This is a genomic window from Vibrio sp. A37 (assembly GCF_059777565.1).
The window spans coordinates 130,149-148,778 of sequence record NZ_JBLNLI010000004.1; the positions used below are offsets into that span (position 1 = coordinate 130,149).

The window sequence follows — 18,630 nt, forward strand, 5'->3', positions numbered from 1 at the left end:
TTTCTAAACGTCTAAATTATGGCCGTAGAAACAGAGTGAATTATAACAAGTTACTTTGAATATAAGGAATATATTATCATGTTCCTTAATTCATAAAAAAATATGTTTTTGTGAATTGCTTGAAGTTCAAATTTAAATATAACACGTGTAATTTAAAACAATCGATATAAATAAATATAGTGTTATTGTGAAAATTTTCATTTGTAATAAATAAACGTAATAGATAAACAGCGGATGCTGATTTTTATCGATAGGATATCATCATGTTAAAAATATTAGAACAAACACGTATTCCGAAGTTAGATTTACCATTGTCTACCCGAAAAAAAATGTGGTTAAAGCCTTTTATATACTCTTATTTGGTTGTTTTTCTTAGTTATATGGCTATGTACTTTATTCGAAAAAACTTCAATGTTGCACAAGTCGATATGATCAATAAGTATGGTCTATCCATGACTGACTTGGGGCTTATTGGACTAGGTTTTTCAATTACATATGGAATTGGAAAAACCGCTATGAATTATTATGCTGATGGAAAAAATAATAAACAGTTTTTACCCTTTATGTTGATCTTGTCCGGTATAGCGATGATAGGATTTAGTATTTCCATGGGTGGTGGTTTAACCAATTTAATATTTATGATCGGCTTTTATTCATTAAGTGGATTATTTCAGAGTGTGGGAGGGTCTAACAGTATTGCGACCATTACTAAATGGACCCCTAAAAATAAGCGCGGTACATTCATTGGCCTTTGGAATATGTCTCATAACATAGGAGGTGCTGGCGCCGCTGTGGTGGCGCTGTTTGGCGCTAATTACCTATTCAATGGTGATGTCATTGGTATGTTTGTTTTTCCATCATTGATAGCGTTAGTTATTGGTTTTATTGGTTTATTCATGGGTAATGATTCACCGGAAGCTTATGGATTAGGAAAAGTTGAAGAGTTATTTGACGAAGACATGAGTGAAGAGGACCAAAAAGCAGAAGGAGAACAAATGACAAAATGGCAAATATTTGTTGAGTTTGTTTTAAAGAACAAGGTGATATGGCTGCTATGTTTCGCAAATATCTTCTTATATATAGTCCGTATTGGTATTGACCAGTGGTCAACTGTTTATGCTTACCAAGAGTTAGGACTGTCAAAGGACGTGGCCATTGACGGCTTTACTATGTTCGAGGTGGGTGCGCTAGTCGGTACTCTTCTGTGGGGGTATTTATCGGATTTAGCCAATGGTCGACGAGGTTTAACGTCTTGTATTTCTTTGGCTCTAATTATTGTTACCCTGTCAGTATATCAGCATGCTCATACAGAATTTGCTTATTTAGCGTCTTTGTTTGCGCTCGGTTTTTTGGTTTTTGGTCCCCAGCTGTTGATTGGCGTCGCTGCGGTTGGTTTCGTCCCCAAAAGAGGCTTGAGTGCTGCAGATGGCATCAAAGGCACTTTTGCTTACCTTATTGGCGACAGTTTTGCCAAATTAGGCTTAGGCTTAATTGCGGATGGTACCCCCATTTTTGGTTTAACTGGGTGGGCAGGGACGTTCGCTGCTCTAGATACTGCAGCTATTTGCTGCATAATTCTAATGGCATGTGTTGCTATTGCTGAAGAGAAAAAGATAAGGAAACTAAAAAAACAACATTTGGAATCTATTCAGATTAGTTAAATGGCACTTCTTTGGGTTCTGTCGTAATGTTTGTTCATGACGTGCAGGCATCAACCTCTAAGGCGTACTTATCCTGCGAGAGTGTTAAATCTCTCGTAGGTTTTTTTCCATCGATATGACTTTGCCCTCGTTTCAGCATGGTGCAAACTTCTGGTCCATAAAGTGATGCCATTGCTCTTTAAACTGATTTTCAACCTAAGGCTTGACGAGTTTTCTGTTTGATCTAACGATGGCTCTGCTCCACCATTATTTTTGTCGTTTCAATTGCAAAAAATAAGTTACCTCTCTTGATTGTTATTGTTATGTAACTTTACGTGATAGTTTGTTGTTAATAATATCATTTGTATGTTTTAAAGTATGGGTATCAATAAGTTAGATAAGCTGTCTACAGATATAGTGATTGTTCCTGAGCGTTCCTCCGACAATGGTGTATTTTTTAAAATAGAATACTTTGACTCTACTGGTAGTCATAAAGATAGAGAAAGCAGAAATATAATAAATTATTGCCTTAATAAAGGGATAAAAAAAATAGGTTGTGCATCAACAGGTAATTTTGGTATTTCTCTTTCAGTACATTGTAAAATGACCAACATAGAGTGTCATGTTTGGGTTTCGGAAAAAATTAGTTTACGTAAGAGGCAAATATTAGAGTCTCAAAACTCGATAATTCATGTCGTTAACGAATCTAGAAACATTTACGACGTTTGCAATCAAGAGATAGAGAAGCATGGCATTTACAATGCAAATCCAGGGAAATGTCATTTAAAATATCTTGCGCACAAAGAAATCGGATATGAGATATTGGATTCAGAAATTCAGTTTGATTATATTATATGCCCTACTAATAATGGGACTTTATTAAGAGGTATATGGGAAGGGCTCAAGGAAAGAAGTAGTAGGGTCAAGATGATAGGGGCAACGACTCAAGAGTCTGATTATGCAACCAGTATATCTGGCTATTACGGTTTAGATAATCCTGAAGAGGTGTATAAGGAATCACAAGGTATGGCTATACCAGTTTCTGATGTTCAAATACGAAAAGCTCATAGTGAGTTACTCGGCAAGGGAATTTTTTGTGAGGCAAGCTCATCTGCTTCTTTTGCTGCAGCTTGCTTGTTAAAAGAGAAGAAAAATATTACTAGGGAAAATATACTTTGTATTATAACTGGTAGTGAGATGAAAACATGAAGTTACGAAATCCGCTATTTTTTGCTATTTGTGCCACGTTTTTGTGGGGTACACATGCTGTAGTCGGCGAGTTTTTATCTCATAGTATTCCGACTTTAACCATCTCATCTGTTAGGTTGTTGATTGGATTTTTAGTTTTATTTATATTTTTGCTTATGCAAGTTGTTTTTTTTAAAGAAGACTTAAGTATTTTCAAAATCAAAAAGCATGATTTAAGTTTGTTGGGGTTGTTATCTCTATTTGTTTCTTTTAATTTCTTTTTATTTCATTATGGACTTAAATATACAACACCTGACAATGCTATTTTACTGGAATCCACGGCGCCAATATTTTGTGTTTTGATTTCATTTTTGTTTTTTAAAAGAAAATTAATAATATCTGAAGTTGTCTACTCTCTTACTTCTTTTGTGGGAGTTGCATTCATAGTACAAACAAGCAACTTTGGTACTTTTAAGGGGAACGGGATTGAACTCATGGCCGGATTAACATGGGCAATTTTTATCATGTTAACATATAAGATTAATAAATCGAATGACTCTATCAATCATACGATAAAAAATATGATGTACATTTTTCTTGGTGCTTTTTTACTGCAAACACCATTTTTAGGTATGTATGATGTTGTCTTAAGTGGGAAAAATATATTGTTGTTATTATATCTAGGTGTTTTTCCTACCTCCTTGGCTTTTTTGTTATGGGCGTTAGCCTCGAGATTTTTGTCTTCAAGTGTACTTGCAATTATATTTAACCTTTCGGTTATTTTTACGATGATTAATTCTTATGCTCTATATAAGGAAAGCATTAGTTTCTATTTTATTTTAGGTATGTTTTTAGTGCTTTTCTCTATAACTATGATATCCAAGTCTAACATAGATGATACGCTATAAATTTATCAGAAATGAATGTCATTCCAATTATAGGCTAATTCTATAGCTAATTAGATAAGCTGGGTTACAACTTTAAGAGTCCGAGCGATACTCGTTTCTATGATCAAAAACAGTATTTTAGCCGTTAAATTTTGCTAAATTAGAGTAGGTTAACCTGAATTTATGCAGTAGGTGAAAAGTCTAAATATTATGCTGAAAAAAAATGTTGCACGCTATGAGCATGCGTTTAAGATCGCTCTTGCTATCGCAATAAGCATGTCGATTACTCAGCTTCTTCATCTAGATGAAACATATTGGGCAGGTATAAGTGCAGCCGTTGTTGCTTCTTTGAACGAAATCGGTCATGTTGCTAGCAAAGCGAAGCAGAGAATATATGGTACTGTATCTGGTTGTATTCTGTGGGGAATGATATCGTACTTCTTTCCTTCCTATAATTACTATTATCTATTTACTTTAGTTTTATTCGCATCTTATGGATTTGCACTCTCAAAGCTAGATATTAGGCATAGTTATTTTTGGTTTTATGGTTCATTCACTTTTTTAATATTTAGTACACCACTTGGTATACCAAAAGAGTTGATAATACCTATTCATATTTCTCGAATCTATGAGATTGTCATCGGTTCTGTAATCGGATTAGGAACACATTGGCTTAGCTTCAGCTATCGCGCTTCAAAGGAACTTGACGGGCTTTGGAGAAACTACGAGAGTAAATTTGAAAACTTTCTGATCGATTTGTATTTGAACTTAAAATCGAGAGATTATTCGCAGCAAAATAGACTACTTATAGAAGTTAGCAATATGCTTGCGAATGCGAAAAAACTAGAAAATAAAATTGCCTCAGCGAATATGGAGAACCACTACCCAAAGTATGTCGATCAAATCAGGCTATGTCGTCAAATTGAGCACTACCTTTATGCGATGAATCATTTGCTTAGTGATTTTTACCCAAAAGAACAACGATATGGAAAACTTAGCCTAGAATTAAGCCGTGTAGAAAAAAAGCAATTGCGAAACTTGACGTATTCAATTTTTGAAGGTTTGGAGAAGTTCTCCGTTGAAAAGGCAAACAAAATAAGTTGGGAAATTGAACAAGGACTGACCTTCGAGACTAAATACTCGGAGCAATTTTGGCATCAAACACTTGGATTTATCCACAATGTTGCTAATTTAAATGAACCTAAAAAGCTATACCAACGTATGTGGACCAAAAAAATTAGGTATTTTGAATATATTAATAGCTTTCGTTGGTCGCTTATTATCGTTTCTTTACCACTATTTTGGGTGTTGTTAGGTTTTGAGCCAAATATACAGTTAGCGGTGACGGCAATGTTAGTGTTAATGTTCTACGAAGCAAATAACTTAACTCGAACTAAACATCGGCTTATTGGCGCTGTAACTGGCTTTTTACTAGCGATCCCGGCTTTAGCGATCATACACAGCACTGAAATTTATTATTTTCTAGTTATACTGGTTGTCTGTTTTGCTTTGGAGGCGATTTTCTATGAAGCTAAGCATAACTATATCGCTTTACAAGCGGTTGTCTGTTTCTTGATTGGTCTCGGATCTGACTCACATATAGATGCTTCAATTTCTCGAGTGGTAGGTGTGTTTTTTGGGATAATACTTACACTAGTGGTTGTTCGATGGATATGGCCAAAGAATATAAAACGAGAGAGAGAAGCGATTCTACATCAGTCGAAATATATTTTAGAAAAATACCTCAAAGAAGTAAGATGTAATCTAATTCAAAACTATTTATTTAATCGTAGAAAACCTCTAAATAGTTATTGGCATTGGCAAATAGAACATGATTTAAATAGAACAAAGTCAATCGACAAACAAATAGCAGAAAAATATATTGGGCTGTATAACCAGCTAAGCCACAATGCTTTTTCTCATTTGTCTCCACTTAAAAAAGAGCAAGTCACTAAAACTGACCTTGTTTATAGTTTAGTTGAGTTAAATCGACTTCAAAAACTGCTGGCGAACGATATATAATATTCGTACGTTCAGAGGAAATCGCGGTGTGAACTTAGTACTGAAGTATAGCATTTTACCATTAAAGCATGGTGTGAAAAATTAATTTGATGAATTTATTTGCTTTAGTCCTTTTGACCAACTTATACAACAGAGAGCGAAACACTTTGCCTTGTTGTTACTCAAATTAACTGAAAATAAGCCGACGACTGACTCTCATTAGCTGCGAATAGGCTCAGTTTGAGTGATAACGTGCAACACAACCAATCCGTAGTCTGACTTTATTTTGATAGCAACATTCATAGCAGAAATAAGTATAGATTAGCGTTAAAGCTTTGAGCATTACATGGGTTAAGAAGTCGTAGTAGGTGTACACTCCAAATTCATTAGACTTACTCTACTGCCCCAAATAATCTTAAAGGGCAATCGAGCTTGTGCATACCTTTTATAACAGTAATTATGCGGGAGGACCTTGTCGTAAATTTTATCATTAGGAAAGTAAAAGCGATTGATGTCCATTTGCGTAAAAGGTTACATAGGTAACATGAATCGTAATTCTTTTTTACAAGAATATAAAACTTAAAAAATAAAATGGGAATATAAATAAAATATAAAATTATGGAAACCTTATAATATATTTGTATTTAATATTAATATAGACATTAACTATAAATGGTTTTTATACTATTGAGCTTTATGTTAAGTTTCAAAAATTACCTTAGATAACTTTTTGTTAATTTTATTTGTTACATATAAAATTAGTGATGAAATTATTATATTAGAATTTATTATTAGCTACACGATACGCTGCTAGTTTAAAATGTCACCGCATTTTTGCTTTTAAAAATCAGATATAAAGGACTAATTACATGAAGAAATGCATTATAACTGCGATAGGATTGGCTAGTACCCTTGCTTTTATTATCCCTGCTCAAGCAGCTTCAGAAAACAATCACGAAAATACACAATTAAGTAAATTAAAAAACGTACTTTATCTAACCCCAGTAAGTGATTACAATTCGGAAATATATTCAGGCACTATATATTTGACCCAGCCATTCATAGGCGATGGCGCTTTAACTATTGACTTTAATACGCCTGATCTAAACTACAATACTATGGAGTTGAATAATAATAATACGGCTTCTAATTTGAAGTTTATGCAATGTGATATAATTACACCAAGTGGTGATACTGTTTACGCTAAAAATATCGCAAACAATAATGGAAATGGTTATGAGATCTCAACACCCACAGGCTCGACAAGCACAAAATTTTATTTAAAAGGTATACCTGATCAAATGATTGACTTTACCCCTCAACCAGCTGATCCAAGAGTAGGAAGAAAAGGAAACTCTCATTTCCAGATAGCTCTCGATTTTGAGCATCTTGGAGCGTTTGAGAGTCTAACAGTTGAATGTAAAATGACAATGCCGTCTGTCACAGTCATGTAGTGATTTTGTTTATATTCTATTTTAGATAGGACAATTTAGCCGCAAACCCTCGCCCAATATGGGCGGGGGATAACACCTAAAACTTTACTGAACGCAGCAAATGTATCAATTGGTGTGTTAAGAAAGCGAGCAAAAGGGGTAGGGCACACAGAATACGTCAAGTTATTCACGGGAGGCAAGTACCTAAACCTATTACCTTGCTTCCGCAGGGTACAACATAGTACCAGCCCATTGAAACATATTCTTATATAGGGCTAGTAGCTAGCAGTGGTTTATTCAGTTTTTTACTTAAACACTTTCTCTTCTTTCACCCAAATGGCTACTTCTACTCTTGAGCGTAAATTGAGTTTTTTCAATAATGACTTTACGTGGACTTTTACTGTGCCTTCACTGATATCCAGCTCTTTGGCAATCATTTTGTTGGTGAGGCCCTTACTGAGTAAGCGGACAGTTTCAAGCTCACGACGAGTCAGGTCCTCAATATTTCTACTGTTGGCTTTTGGTCTCATTCCTTCAAGCAACAAAGGCGCAAGCTCGGGGCTGAGTACCATGTTGCCATTGCAGGCTTTTTCAATGTTTGTTAGAAGCTCTTCTGGTTCCATATCTTTCAGTAGGTAACCGTCTGCACCGGCTTTGATTAGCGTTGTTAGGTCACCTTTATAATCTGAAACGGTAAAAATAACCACTCGACTCGAGACATGTTGTTTTCTCAGCTCTTCTAACGTTTCTAGCCCATTCATCACAGGCATATTTAAGTCGAGCAAAATTAAATCTGGCTCGTGTTGCTTAGCAAGCTCAATGCCTGTTGCACCATCATTAGCAGTATCGATAACCTGCATTGTTTCGGTTGAGTTGATAAGAAACTGGAGACCACTACAAATGGTAGGGTGGTCATCAATCAGTAGTACGGTAGATTTGCTGTTTTCGGTAGTCATTAGTTTTCTTTACTCCAACCTATCGTCAATTGTACTTCAGTGCCTTCACCGGAAGAAGACTGAATGTTAATTTGGCTATTTATTAGCGACGCTCGCTCTTTCATAATATTCAGCCCATAGTGGTTAGGCTTATTTTCTTCGCTGATACCGACACCATTGTCTTTAACCAAGATGCTAATTTCTTTATTTGCATCATTAGCTAAAATCGAAACGATAACATGTGTCGCATTTGCATGCTTGTAAACGTTATTTAACGCCTCCTTAATTATGAAGGCTAAGTGTATTTCTTGTTTTGATGTCAATAAGCCTTTAATTGGGCCTAGAGTATAGTCAATATTAAACCCGAGTCGGTGGTTAAAATCGGTAATGATATTTTTCATTGTTGAAGAGAAATCATTGTCACTTAATTGTAGCCGGAAGGTTGAGAGCAGTTGGCGCAATTGAGAGTATGCGCTGCTCACCTCTTCACGAATTCCTTGAATTAAATTAAGTTGAGTGTCAGTCAGCGTTGCCTTTTGCATTTGAAGTGCACTGACACGCATTTTTAGTGACGACAATGATTGAGCGATAGAATCATGTAACTCTCTGGCGATTGCAGCCCGCTCTTCGGCCAATACCAAACTTTCGCTTACTTTTGCTTGCAGTTTTGAAGCAATAGAACGAGTAATTTGATCGGCTAATGCTTGAATCAAATTTTTTGCAATCGTGGTATTTTGGTTAGATTGGTAAAACTCGATATGAAGAGAGCCATAGTGTTTGTGTTCATCGAGTAGCAGACATTCAAAATTATCTTCAGGCGGTACACCATCCTCAGAAACGTCCCTAATTGTGTTTGTTGGTGTGCTGTCTTCACTGTAGATATCTAGTGTAACGCTCTTACTGTTGGTGATGTCTTTTAATTCACTAAGTATCGGCTCGTATAGAAGTTTATCGTCTAGTTGAGACTTAGAAATAAGTGTTCCACTGGCGCGAAACATAAAGTCTAACAGCCTGTTTTTATAAGTTAAATTTTTTGTTTTATCGCGAATCTTGTCTTCTAGCCCTGTGTGAGTAAGCTGAATTTCCTCAGCCATATCATTGATTACGGTACCTAATATACTGAGCTCTCCTTTGTAAGCTTTAGCCTTGCATCGTGCCGACAAGTTGCCAGATTTTAGTGAACTTATGGTCCACATCAAATCTTTCCATGGAAGTAATATCTTTAACCTTAACTGGATAGAGATAAAGAAAAACAACAAAAGAGTGATAGCCAAAAATGAGTATAGAGAAATCCTTAAAAGCAGCACCTTATACTCTGTGTCGCGATCGTAGGTGTTAACTAAGTTGTCAATACGGTGTTCGAATTCTGCAATCATGCTACTTTCCTCTTCAATGCTGGTCGCTTTGAGAAGAGAGGGCTTCACTTCATTAAACCAAAAAGCGATGATTTTTTTTTGATTATTTTTGATGGAATCGTCATTCCAATACGAGTCTAGAATTGGCGATGTGGTGTCGGCTTCAAGTTGGTCGATGTATCTTATATCTTCTTGTTTTAAAGGAACTTTAGATAGTAGACGATAGCTTTCCATACGCATGTGGCCCAGTCGATTTATTTCGTGTCCATCACCTTGAATATTGCCGGATATCCAAATACAGATTGAAATACTCATTATCGCGCAGATGCTAAGAAACATCATAGAGAGAAACATTGTGCCAGTTACTGAAGATGAACTGAATTCGAATTGCTTTGTATTTTCTAGGGCCATTTGTACTCTCTAATTGTGTATACGTCACTATATTAAGAGTTCGATTTCATATAGAAAACCGAACTACCACCAAAGATATACCTAGCACGTTATTATTAGGTATAAAACAATATTATTTTTATAATATACTGTTTTATATGAGTATTTATATTTATCTCAAGTACCTAATTATAGGTATTTTTGAGCATTTAAACCACATTCAATATATCACGGGGTTGATTGAGATCAGTAATGGTATAAGAAATCTGAGTATAACTGAGCAAAATATCCTCAGCATTGGAAGTTAATATTATGGCTAAAGTGAACACTCAAGGACGAGCCAAAGGTTTAATCACCGAGTGGCACCCAGAAGACAAATCATTTTGGGAAAACGGTGGAAAAAAGATAGCAAATAAAAATTTAGTTATTTCAATAATATGTTTATTGCTTTCTTTCTGTGTTTGGATGCTATTTAGTACAGTAGCAATCAGCCTAAATAAAATAGGCTTTCACTTCTCTACCAGTGAATTATTTATGTTAACGGCATTCCCTGCGGCCTCTGGCGCAATTATGCGTGTACCGTTTTCTTTCGTTGTGCCTATTTTCGGTGGTCGTTTATGGACGACGCTGTGTACGGCATTTTTAGCTATTCCAGCACTTTGGTTAGGCTTTGCGGTTAACGACCCTACGACGCCATATTCTACCTTTGTGATGATATCGCTACTATGCGGTGTCGCAGGTGGTAACTTCGCGTCAAGTATGGCAAATATCAGTTTCTTTTATCCTAAGAAACAGCAAGGTACTTCACTAGGATTAAACGGAGGTTTAGGTAACCTTGGCGTCAGTATCATGCAGCTTTTTGCACCTTTAGTTATTACCATTAGTATCTTTGGTGAGACAGGTACAAGCTTGTTAGACGGCTCTACTATCTACGTTTCGAATGCGGCGTTTATGTGGGTACCTTTGGTCCTTGTTGCTGCAGCACTAGCGTGGTTTGGTATGAATGACTTAACGGTTGCAAAATCGTCTTTGAGACATCAACTACCCGTCTTGAAACGCCCACATATGTGGATCCTAAGCACTCAGTACTTTTGGACATTTGGTTCTTTCATCGGTTTCTGTGCGGGGTTTGCGGTTTTAACGAAAACACAGTTTCCTAACGTAGATATCATCGAGTATGCGTTCTTGGGGCCATTGATTGGTTCTCTAATGCGTCCGATTGGTGGTGTGTTAGCCGATAAATACACGGGTATCCGAGTTACCGCTCTTAATTTTGTGGCGATGTTTGTATTTTGTGGTGTGGTATTGATGGCACTGCCTTCGGCAACATCAGCAGGGGACTTTCCTCTATTTTTCACAGCGTTCATGTTCTTGTTTGCGACAGCGGGTTTAGGTAGCGGTTCTGCATATCAAATGATAGCCGTGACTTTTAGAAAAATTTCGGTTGAGCGCGGCTTAGCAAGCAATCAAAGCCAAGAGGAAGCGGAAGACGAAGCGATAAAAAGTACAGCATCGGCACTTGGGTTTATCTCAGCAATCGGTGCTGCGGGTGGATTCTTTGTACCAAAATCATTCGGTACAGCCATTTCACTGACAGGTTCGCCAGTCGCCGCTCTAGAGATATTTATGGCTTTTTACGTAGTGTGTATCCTAATTTGTGTCTGCATCTATGGTCGAAGAGAAGCAAAGCTCCGCTTAAGTACTGCTCAGTAGTCATAGTTATTCAAAATACAAACTCTTAGGGTTAGCAATGCTGACCCTTTTTTCTCAATGCGCATTTGAAAAGTCAGTATAACTCTATACCTCCTCAACCTTAACACTACCCCCAAATATCCCAACAGTTTAAAAAGATGTTGAACTAGTGCTTAATTTATTATTAAGTGATTAAATTACAATGAATTAGGTTAGATATAAACCTACCCAATAGTGGGTAGTTTGGGCTGTATCAAGGCTTTTAAGTGCTAAGTTAAGTTGATCCTTATCAAGCAGCGTATATTCGCTACTGATTACTCTATCGCTATATATTAATTCGCTTGATAAATACGCGATTAGGAGTACTTGGCGCATGAGTAAATTTCTCGACAGATTTCGCTACTTCAAACAGCTCAATGGTACCTTTTCTGGTAAACACGGTCAGACACTTGACACGAATCGTGACTGGGAAGATGGTTACCGCAGTCGTTGGCAACATGACAAAGTTGTTCGTTCTACCCATGGTGTGAACTGCACAGGTTCATGTAGCTGGAAAATTTATGTCAAAAACGGTTTGGTGACATGGGAAACCCAGCAAACCGATTATCCTCGTACTCGCCCTGATTTACCAAACCACGAGCCTCGTGGTTGTCCGCGTGGTGCAAGCTACTCTTGGTATCTATACAGCGCGAACCGCGTAAAATACCCGATGATTCGTAAACGCCTGCTAAAACTTTGGCGTGAAGCGAAGCAGCAACACTCTGATCCAGTTGATGCTTGGCAGTCCATTTCTTCCAACCCAGAAAAAATGAAGCAGTACAAAAAAGCCCGTGGTCGTGGTGGATTTGTCCGTGCCAACTGGGATGAAGTGAACGAGTTGATTGCAGCATCAAACGTTAGCACTATTAAAGAATACGGCCCAGACCGTATTGTTGGATTCTCACCAATTCCTGCCATGTCGATGGTCTCTTACGCAGCCGGTGCGCGCTACTTATCTCTGATAGGTGGTTCTTGCTTGAGTTTTTACGATTGGTACTGCGACTTGCCGCCAGCATCGCCAATGACTTGGGGTGAGCAGACTGACGTTCCTGAATCGGCAGACTGGTATAATTCTTCATACATTATCGCTTGGGGCTCTAACATTCCACAAACCCGTACACCAGATGCGCACTTCTTTACCGAAGTTCGTTACAAAGGCACCAAAACGGTTGCAGTCACTCCAGACTATGCAGAAGTAGCCAAGCTTTGTGACCATTGGATGAACCCGAAACAAGGCACCGACAGTGCAATGGCGATGGCAATGGGCCATGTGTTGCTAACTGAATTCCACACTAAGCGCCAAGTGGAATACTTTAGCAACTACGCTCGCCAGTACTCAGATATGCCTATGTTGGTCACTCTTGAATCTCAGGAAGACGGTTTGTACGGTGCAGGCCGAATGCTGCGTGCATCGGACTTAGTGGATAACCTTGGTCAAGACAACAACCCTGAGTGGAAGACAATTGCAATCGATGAAGACAGCGGTGAATTGATTGCACCACAAGGATCAATCGGCTATCGCTGGGGTGACGATGGTAAGTGGAACCTTGAGCAAAAAGACGGTAAATCCGATCAAGAAAGAAATCTTCGTTTAAGTCTGGTTGATTCAAGCGATGAAGTCGTAGAAGTAGGCTTCCCATACTTTGGTGGTGAGCAAAGTGAGCACTTCGAGAGTGTTGCTTTAAATGAAATCATTCCACATAAAATTCCAGTTAAACGTCTTAAAGGCGCTGATGGCTCCGATCTACTCGTTGCGAGTGTTTATGACTTAACTATGGCCAACTACGGTGTTGATCGTGGTTTGAACGATGAACACTGTGCAACATCTTATGACGACGTTAAAGCGTACACACCTGCATGGGCTGAGCGCATTACTGGTGTAAACCGAGCAGAGATTATTCGTATCGCCAGAGAGTTTGGTGAAAATGCGGAATCTACTCGTGGCCGATCAATGATCATCGTTGGTGCGGGTATCAACCACTGGTATCACATGGACAGCACTTACCGTGCTCTTATCAACATGTTGATTTTCTGTGGCTGTATTGGTCAAAGCGGCGGCGGCTGGGCTCACTATGTTGGTCAAGAAAAACTGCGTCCACAAACAGGCTGGCAGCCTCTCGCATTTGGTTTGGATTGGCAAAAGCCACCTCGCCACATGAACAGCACATCGTTCTTCTACAAACACTCTAGCCAATGGCGTTATGAGTCGTTGAAAACAGACGAACTACTCTCACCAATGGCAAACAAAGAAGACTTTAGCCAAAGCCTAATTGATTTGAATGTGAAAGCAGAGCGTTTGGGTTGGCTACCTTCGTCGCCACAATTAAATGTTAACCCGCTGCACATTGAGCAAAATGCGAAAGCTCAAGGCATGACGGCGGTAGATTACACCGTTCAAGGACTGAAAGAAGGCAGCATCCGATTTGCTTCTGAGCAACCAGACGAAGAGCAAAACTATCCACGTAACATGTTTATTTGGCGTTCAAACTTATTGGGCTCGTCAGGTAAAGGTCACGAATATCTATTGAAATATTTGCTAGGCACTGAGCACGGTATCCAAGGCAAAGATTTGGGCGAAGAAGGCCAAAATGAATCTCAAGAAGTCGAATGGAAACAGCAAGCTGCAGAAGGCAAGCTTGATCTTGTTGTTACATTAGATTTCCGTATGTCGAGCACTTGTCTGTTCTCCGATATCGTGTTGCCAACAGCGACTTGGTATGAAAAAGACGACATGAACACTTCGGATATGCACCCGTTCATTCACCCGCTATCCGCAGCTGTTGACCCTGCATGGGAATCAAAGAGTGACTGGGAAATTTACAAAGGCATCGCTAAGAAGTTCTCTGAAGTGAGTGAAGGGCACTTAGGCATTGAAACTGACGTAGTCACGTTGCCTATTCAACATGATTCCAATGCCGAAATCGCTCAGCCATTTGATGTGCTTGATTGGAAAAAAGGTGAATGTGACTTGATCCCGGGTCAAACCGCGCCACACATTAAGACAGTGACGCGCGACTATCCAAACACTTACGCTCGCTTTACTTCAGTAGGGCCACTACTCGAAAAACAAGGTAACGGTGGTAAAGGTATAAACTGGGATACGAAGACTGAAGTCGATTTCCTTAAAAAGCTGAATTACACCCATGAAGAGGGTGCGAACGCTGGTAAAGCAAAAATCGAAACTGCAGTCGATGCGGCGGAAGTGATTCTATCGCTAGCACCAGAAACCAATGGCCAAGTAGCAGTAAAAGCGTGGAAAGCGCTGGAAGAGAAAACCGGCCGTGAGCACGCTCACTTAGCGAACTGCAAAGAAGACGAGAAAATCCGTTTCCACGACTTACAAGCGCAGCCGCGTAAGATTATCTCTAGCCCAACTTGGTCTGGCCTTGAAGATGAGCATGTGTCGTACACCGCTTGCTATACCAACGTCCACGAGCTGATCCCATGGAGAACTCTGTCTGGTCGCCAACAGCTTTATCAAGATCACCAATGGATGCGCGCGTTTGGTGAGAGCTTAGTGACTTATCGTCCACCCGTTGATACACGCTCAGTGAAATCAGTTGTCGGCAAGAAGAGCAACGGTTATCCAGAAAAAGCGCTTAACTTTATCACTCCGCACCAGAAGTGGGGGATTCACTCAACCTATAGTGAGAACCTGCTTATGCTGACATTGTCTCGCGGTGGTCCAATTGTATGGATGAGTGAAGACGATGCGAAAGAGCTTTGCATTGAAGATAACGATTGGCTAGAAGCGTACAACAGCCACGGCGCGTTAACGGCACGTGCGGTAGTGAGTCAAAGAGTGCCAGCAGGCATGGTAATGATGTATCACGCCCAAGAACGTTTGGTAAATATACCGGGTTCTGAAGTGACAGGGCAACGTGGTGGTATTCACAACTCTGTGACTCGCGTTAGCCCTAAACCGACTCATATGATCGGCGGTTATGCGCAGCAATCTTATGGCTTTAATTACTACGGTACTGTGGGTTCAAACCGAGATGAGTTTGTCGTTGTCCGCAAGATGAAAGATGTTCGTTGGTTAGATGATGAAGGTAACGATTATACCCAATCTCCAAACACTCAGCAGGAGAAGAAATAATGAAAATACGTTCTCAAGTCGGCATGGTATTGAATTTAGACAAATGTATCGGCTGTCATACCTGCTCAGTAACCTGTAAGAATGTTTGGACAAGCCGTGAAGGTATTGAATACGGCTGGTTTAACAATGTTGAAAGTAAACCGGGTATTGGTTTTCCTAACGATTGGGAAAACCAAGAAAAATGGAAAGGTGGCTGGATTCGAGGCATTTCAGGCAAGCTCACTCCTCGTATGGGTAATAAAGTGACTTTGCTGTCGAAAATCTTCAGCAATCCACATCTACCAACCATTGATGAATACTACGAACCGTTTAACTTTGATTATGAGCGCCTACAAAACGCACCTCAAGGTAAGCATCAGCCAATCGCTCGTCCACGTTCGGCCATCACTGGCAAGCGTATGGACAAAATCAAAACGGGTCCAAACTGGGAAGAGATCTTAGGTGGCGAGTTCTCAAAACGTTCTCAAGACCAAAACTTTAACGATATGCAAAAGCAGATGTACGGCGAGTTCGAGAATACATTCATGATGTATCTTCCTCGTTTGTGCGAACACTGCTTAAACCCTGCTTGTGTGGCAACGTGTCCAAGTGGCGCAATTTACAAGCGCGACGAAGATGGCGTGGTACTTATTGATCAAGATAAGTGCCGTGGTTGGAGAATGTGTGTCACGGGTTGCCCGTACAAAAAAATCTACTTCAACTGGAAGAGCGGTAAATCAGAGAAATGTACGTTCTGTTACCCTCGCATTGAAGCTGGGCTACCAACGGTATGTTCTGAAACTTGTGTCGGTCGTATCCGCTACCTTGGCGTTATGTTGTATGACGCAGACCGTATTGAGCAGGCAGCTGCTACAGAAAATGAAAAAGACCTGTATCAGCGTCAGCTGGATATCTTCCTAGATCCAAACGATCCAGAAGTGATCAAACAGGCTCAAGAACAGGGTATTCCAATGAGTGTGATTGAATCCGCTCAGCAATCGCCAGTGTATAAAATGGCGGTAGATTGGAAGTTGGCGCTGCCGCTTCACCCTGAATATCGCACACTACCTATGGTGTGGTACGTGCCGCCACTATCTCCAATCCAGTCTGCGGCAGACTCTGGAATGTTAGAGGGTGAAGGTGTGCTACCGGATATCAAAAAGCTACGTATTCCAGTTAAGTATTTGGCAAACCTACTTACTGCAGGTGACGAAAAACCAGTAGTAAACGCTTTGAATCGAATGATCGCAATGCGTTTGTACAAACGCGCTGAAACGGTCGATGGCGTGACTGATTTAAGTGCATTGGAAGAAGCAGGGCTTACTGAGTCGCAAGCAAAAGAAATGTATCGATATCTAGCGATTGCTAACTACGAAGATCGTTTTGTTATCCCACCAAGTCATCGTGAACTCGCACGTGAAGCCTTCCCTGAAAGTAAAGGTTGTGGCTTTAGCTTTGGCGATGGGTGTAAAGGTAGCGATAGTCAATTCAACTTATTCAATAGCCGCCGAATTGATGCAATTAATGTGGCTGTCGACGATGGGGAGAAGAAGTAATGGAACCAGTGCTTTGTTTACAAATTATCTCTCAGTTTCTTGAATACCCAGAGCAGCCGCTCTGGGACATGAAGAAAGATGTCGAAGAGGCGATCGACTCGCTGATTTTTCTAAATCCAGCACAAAAAGATGCCTTATATGCCTTCTACGAATCGCTACTAGAAAACGATGTGTTAGACGCTCAGTCAGAATACACAGAGCTATTTGATCGTGGTCGTTCGTTGTCTTTGCTGTTGTTTGAGCACGTTCATGGCGAATCTCGTGACCGTGGCCAAGCCATGGTGGACTTGATGAATCAATATCATGAAGCTGGGCTTGAAATCGACAGCAAAGAGTTGCCTGACTTTTTGCCTTTGTATCTTGAATACTTAGCCGTTCAAGGTCGAGAGAAAGCGGTTCAAGGCTTGAAAGACATTGCGCCAATATTAGCCCTTCTTGGCGCGAGATTGAAAGAGCGTAACAGTTTGTATTCGTTGCTGTTTGATGTGTTGCTTAGCTTCTCTAATTCTGGCGTGAAGGCTTCGATGCTTGCGAAAGAAGTGGAAAATGAAGACAGAGACGATACCCCACAAGCATTAGACGCTGTGTGGGAAGAAGAGCAAGTGAAATTTATGGGTGAAGAAGGCTGTGCGTCGGCTCAGCAGGTTGCTCACCAAAAACGCTTCTCTGGCTCCGTACAGCCTCAATACATCAGCATCGATTCTTTATCTGGAGATCAGTCATGAGTTACGTCGACAATTTCTTCTTTAATATTTACCCCTATATCGCTTCGACTGTGTTCTTGATTGGTAGCTGGGCACGTTACGACTATGGCCAATACACTTGGCGTGCAGGCTCAAGCCAAATGCTGGACAACACCAATATGCGTCTTGCGTCGAATTTATTTCACATCGGCATTCTGGGGGTGTTTGCTGGTCACTTCTTAGGTATGCTGACGCCGCACTGGGTATATGAAAGCTTTCTCCCAATCGCAGTGAAGCAAAAGATGGCCATGATTGGTGGTGGTGCGTCGGGTGTGATGGTGGTGATTGGTGGTGCTATGTTACTTAAACGTCGTTTAACCAACCCGAGAATCAGAGCGACGTCAACCACAATGGATATTGCCATCATTGCGTTAATACTATTGCAGGCCATTCTAGGTGTTTTAACGGTACCTTTCTCTGCGCAACATATGGATGGCAGTGAGATGATGAAGTTGGTTCATTGGGCTCAAGCTGTGATGACTTTTGGCTCCGACCCGTATCATTACATTACTGATGTCAGCCTGATTTTCAAAGTTCACCTAGTACTCGGTATGACGCTATTTGTTTTATTTCCGTTTAGCCGCTTGGTTCATATATGGAGTGTACCGATTGAGTACTTAACTAGGCGTTATCAATTAGTACGAAATCGACGTTAACTGATACTTATCAATAACAGTGAACTTAAAACATACG

The 18,630-nt window shown here is 39.9% G+C and carries 12 protein-coding genes; 10 read left to right on the forward strand and 2 right to left on the reverse strand.

Going from position 1 to position 18,630, the window contains the following annotated elements:
• Nucleotides 1-263 precede the first annotated feature (263 nt).
• The 5 genes from uhpT to ACM2FC_RS08840 all read left to right on the forward strand — a co-directional run bounded on the left by uhpT (nt 264) and on the right by ACM2FC_RS08840 (nt 7,170).
• Nucleotides 264-1,661: a hexose-6-phosphate:phosphate antiporter UhpT gene (gene uhpT, locus ACM2FC_RS08820; protein WP_498480538.1), complete on the forward strand. Its 1,398-nt coding sequence runs from the start codon at nt 264-266 to the stop codon at nt 1,659-1,661.
• Nucleotides 1,662-2,018: 357 nt separating this feature from the next.
• Nucleotides 2,019-2,849: a PLP-dependent lyase/thiolase gene (locus tag ACM2FC_RS08825; RefSeq protein WP_498480539.1), complete on the forward strand. Its 831-nt coding sequence runs from the start codon at nt 2,019-2,021 to the stop codon at nt 2,847-2,849.
• On the forward strand, nt 2,846-3,736 hold the full coding sequence (locus ACM2FC_RS08830; RefSeq protein ID WP_498480540.1) for a DMT family transporter: 891 nt from the start codon (nt 2,846-2,848) through the stop codon (nt 3,734-3,736). Before ACM2FC_RS08825 ends, ACM2FC_RS08830 begins: the two co-directional genes overlap by 4 nt.
• A 189-nt stretch (nt 3,737-3,925) precedes the next feature.
• The gene (locus ACM2FC_RS08835; RefSeq protein ID WP_498480541.1) at nt 3,926-5,737 is read left to right on the forward strand and encodes an FUSC family protein; all 1,812 of its coding nucleotides are present in this window, start codon (nt 3,926-3,928) and stop codon (nt 5,735-5,737) included.
• Nucleotides 5,738-6,585: 848 nt separating this feature from the next.
• Nucleotides 6,586-7,170: a hypothetical protein gene (locus tag ACM2FC_RS08840; protein ID WP_498480542.1), complete on the forward strand. Its 585-nt coding sequence runs from the start codon at nt 6,586-6,588 to the stop codon at nt 7,168-7,170.
• Between the two features lie 284 nt (nt 7,171-7,454).
• On the opposite strand, the gene narL is transcribed toward ACM2FC_RS08840, so the two are convergent.
• Entirely contained in the window at nt 7,455-8,105 is a 651-nt protein-coding gene (narL, locus tag ACM2FC_RS08845; protein WP_498480543.1) for a two-component system response regulator NarL, read from the reverse strand.
• Nucleotides 8,105-9,850, reverse strand: a complete 1,746-nt coding sequence (locus tag ACM2FC_RS08850) for a histidine kinase (RefSeq protein WP_498480544.1) — start codon at nt 9,848-9,850, stop codon at nt 8,105-8,107. The genes narL and ACM2FC_RS08850 overlap by 1 nt, the downstream gene beginning before the upstream one ends.
• 291 nt (nt 9,851-10,141) lie before the next feature.
• Here ACM2FC_RS08850 and ACM2FC_RS08855 point away from each other — a divergent pair, with 291 nt between their 5' ends.
• The 5 genes from ACM2FC_RS08855 to narI all read left to right on the forward strand — a co-directional run bounded on the left by ACM2FC_RS08855 (nt 10,142) and on the right by narI (nt 18,593).
• Nucleotides 10,142-11,542: a NarK family nitrate/nitrite MFS transporter gene (locus tag ACM2FC_RS08855; protein ID WP_498480545.1), complete on the forward strand. Its 1,401-nt coding sequence runs from the start codon at nt 10,142-10,144 to the stop codon at nt 11,540-11,542.
• A gap of 352 nt (nt 11,543-11,894) precedes the next feature.
• Complete coding sequence (locus ACM2FC_RS08860; protein WP_498480546.1) at nt 11,895-15,659, forward strand: nitrate reductase subunit alpha; 3,765 nt, start codon at nt 11,895-11,897, stop codon at nt 15,657-15,659.
• Nucleotides 15,659-17,194: a nitrate reductase subunit beta gene (narH, locus tag ACM2FC_RS08865; RefSeq protein ID WP_498480547.1), complete on the forward strand. Its 1,536-nt coding sequence runs from the start codon at nt 15,659-15,661 to the stop codon at nt 17,192-17,194. The genes ACM2FC_RS08860 and narH overlap by 1 nt, the downstream gene beginning before the upstream one ends.
• A complete protein-coding gene (gene narJ / locus ACM2FC_RS08870; protein WP_498480548.1) occupies nt 17,194-17,919 on the forward strand; it encodes a nitrate reductase molybdenum cofactor assembly chaperone in 726 nt (241 codons plus the stop codon). Before narH ends, narJ begins: the two co-directional genes overlap by 1 nt.
• On the forward strand, nt 17,916-18,593 hold the full coding sequence (gene narI / locus ACM2FC_RS08875; RefSeq protein WP_498480549.1) for a respiratory nitrate reductase subunit gamma: 678 nt from the start codon (nt 17,916-17,918) through the stop codon (nt 18,591-18,593). The genes narJ and narI overlap by 4 nt, the downstream gene beginning before the upstream one ends.
• Nucleotides 18,594-18,630: the final 37 nt, after the last annotated feature.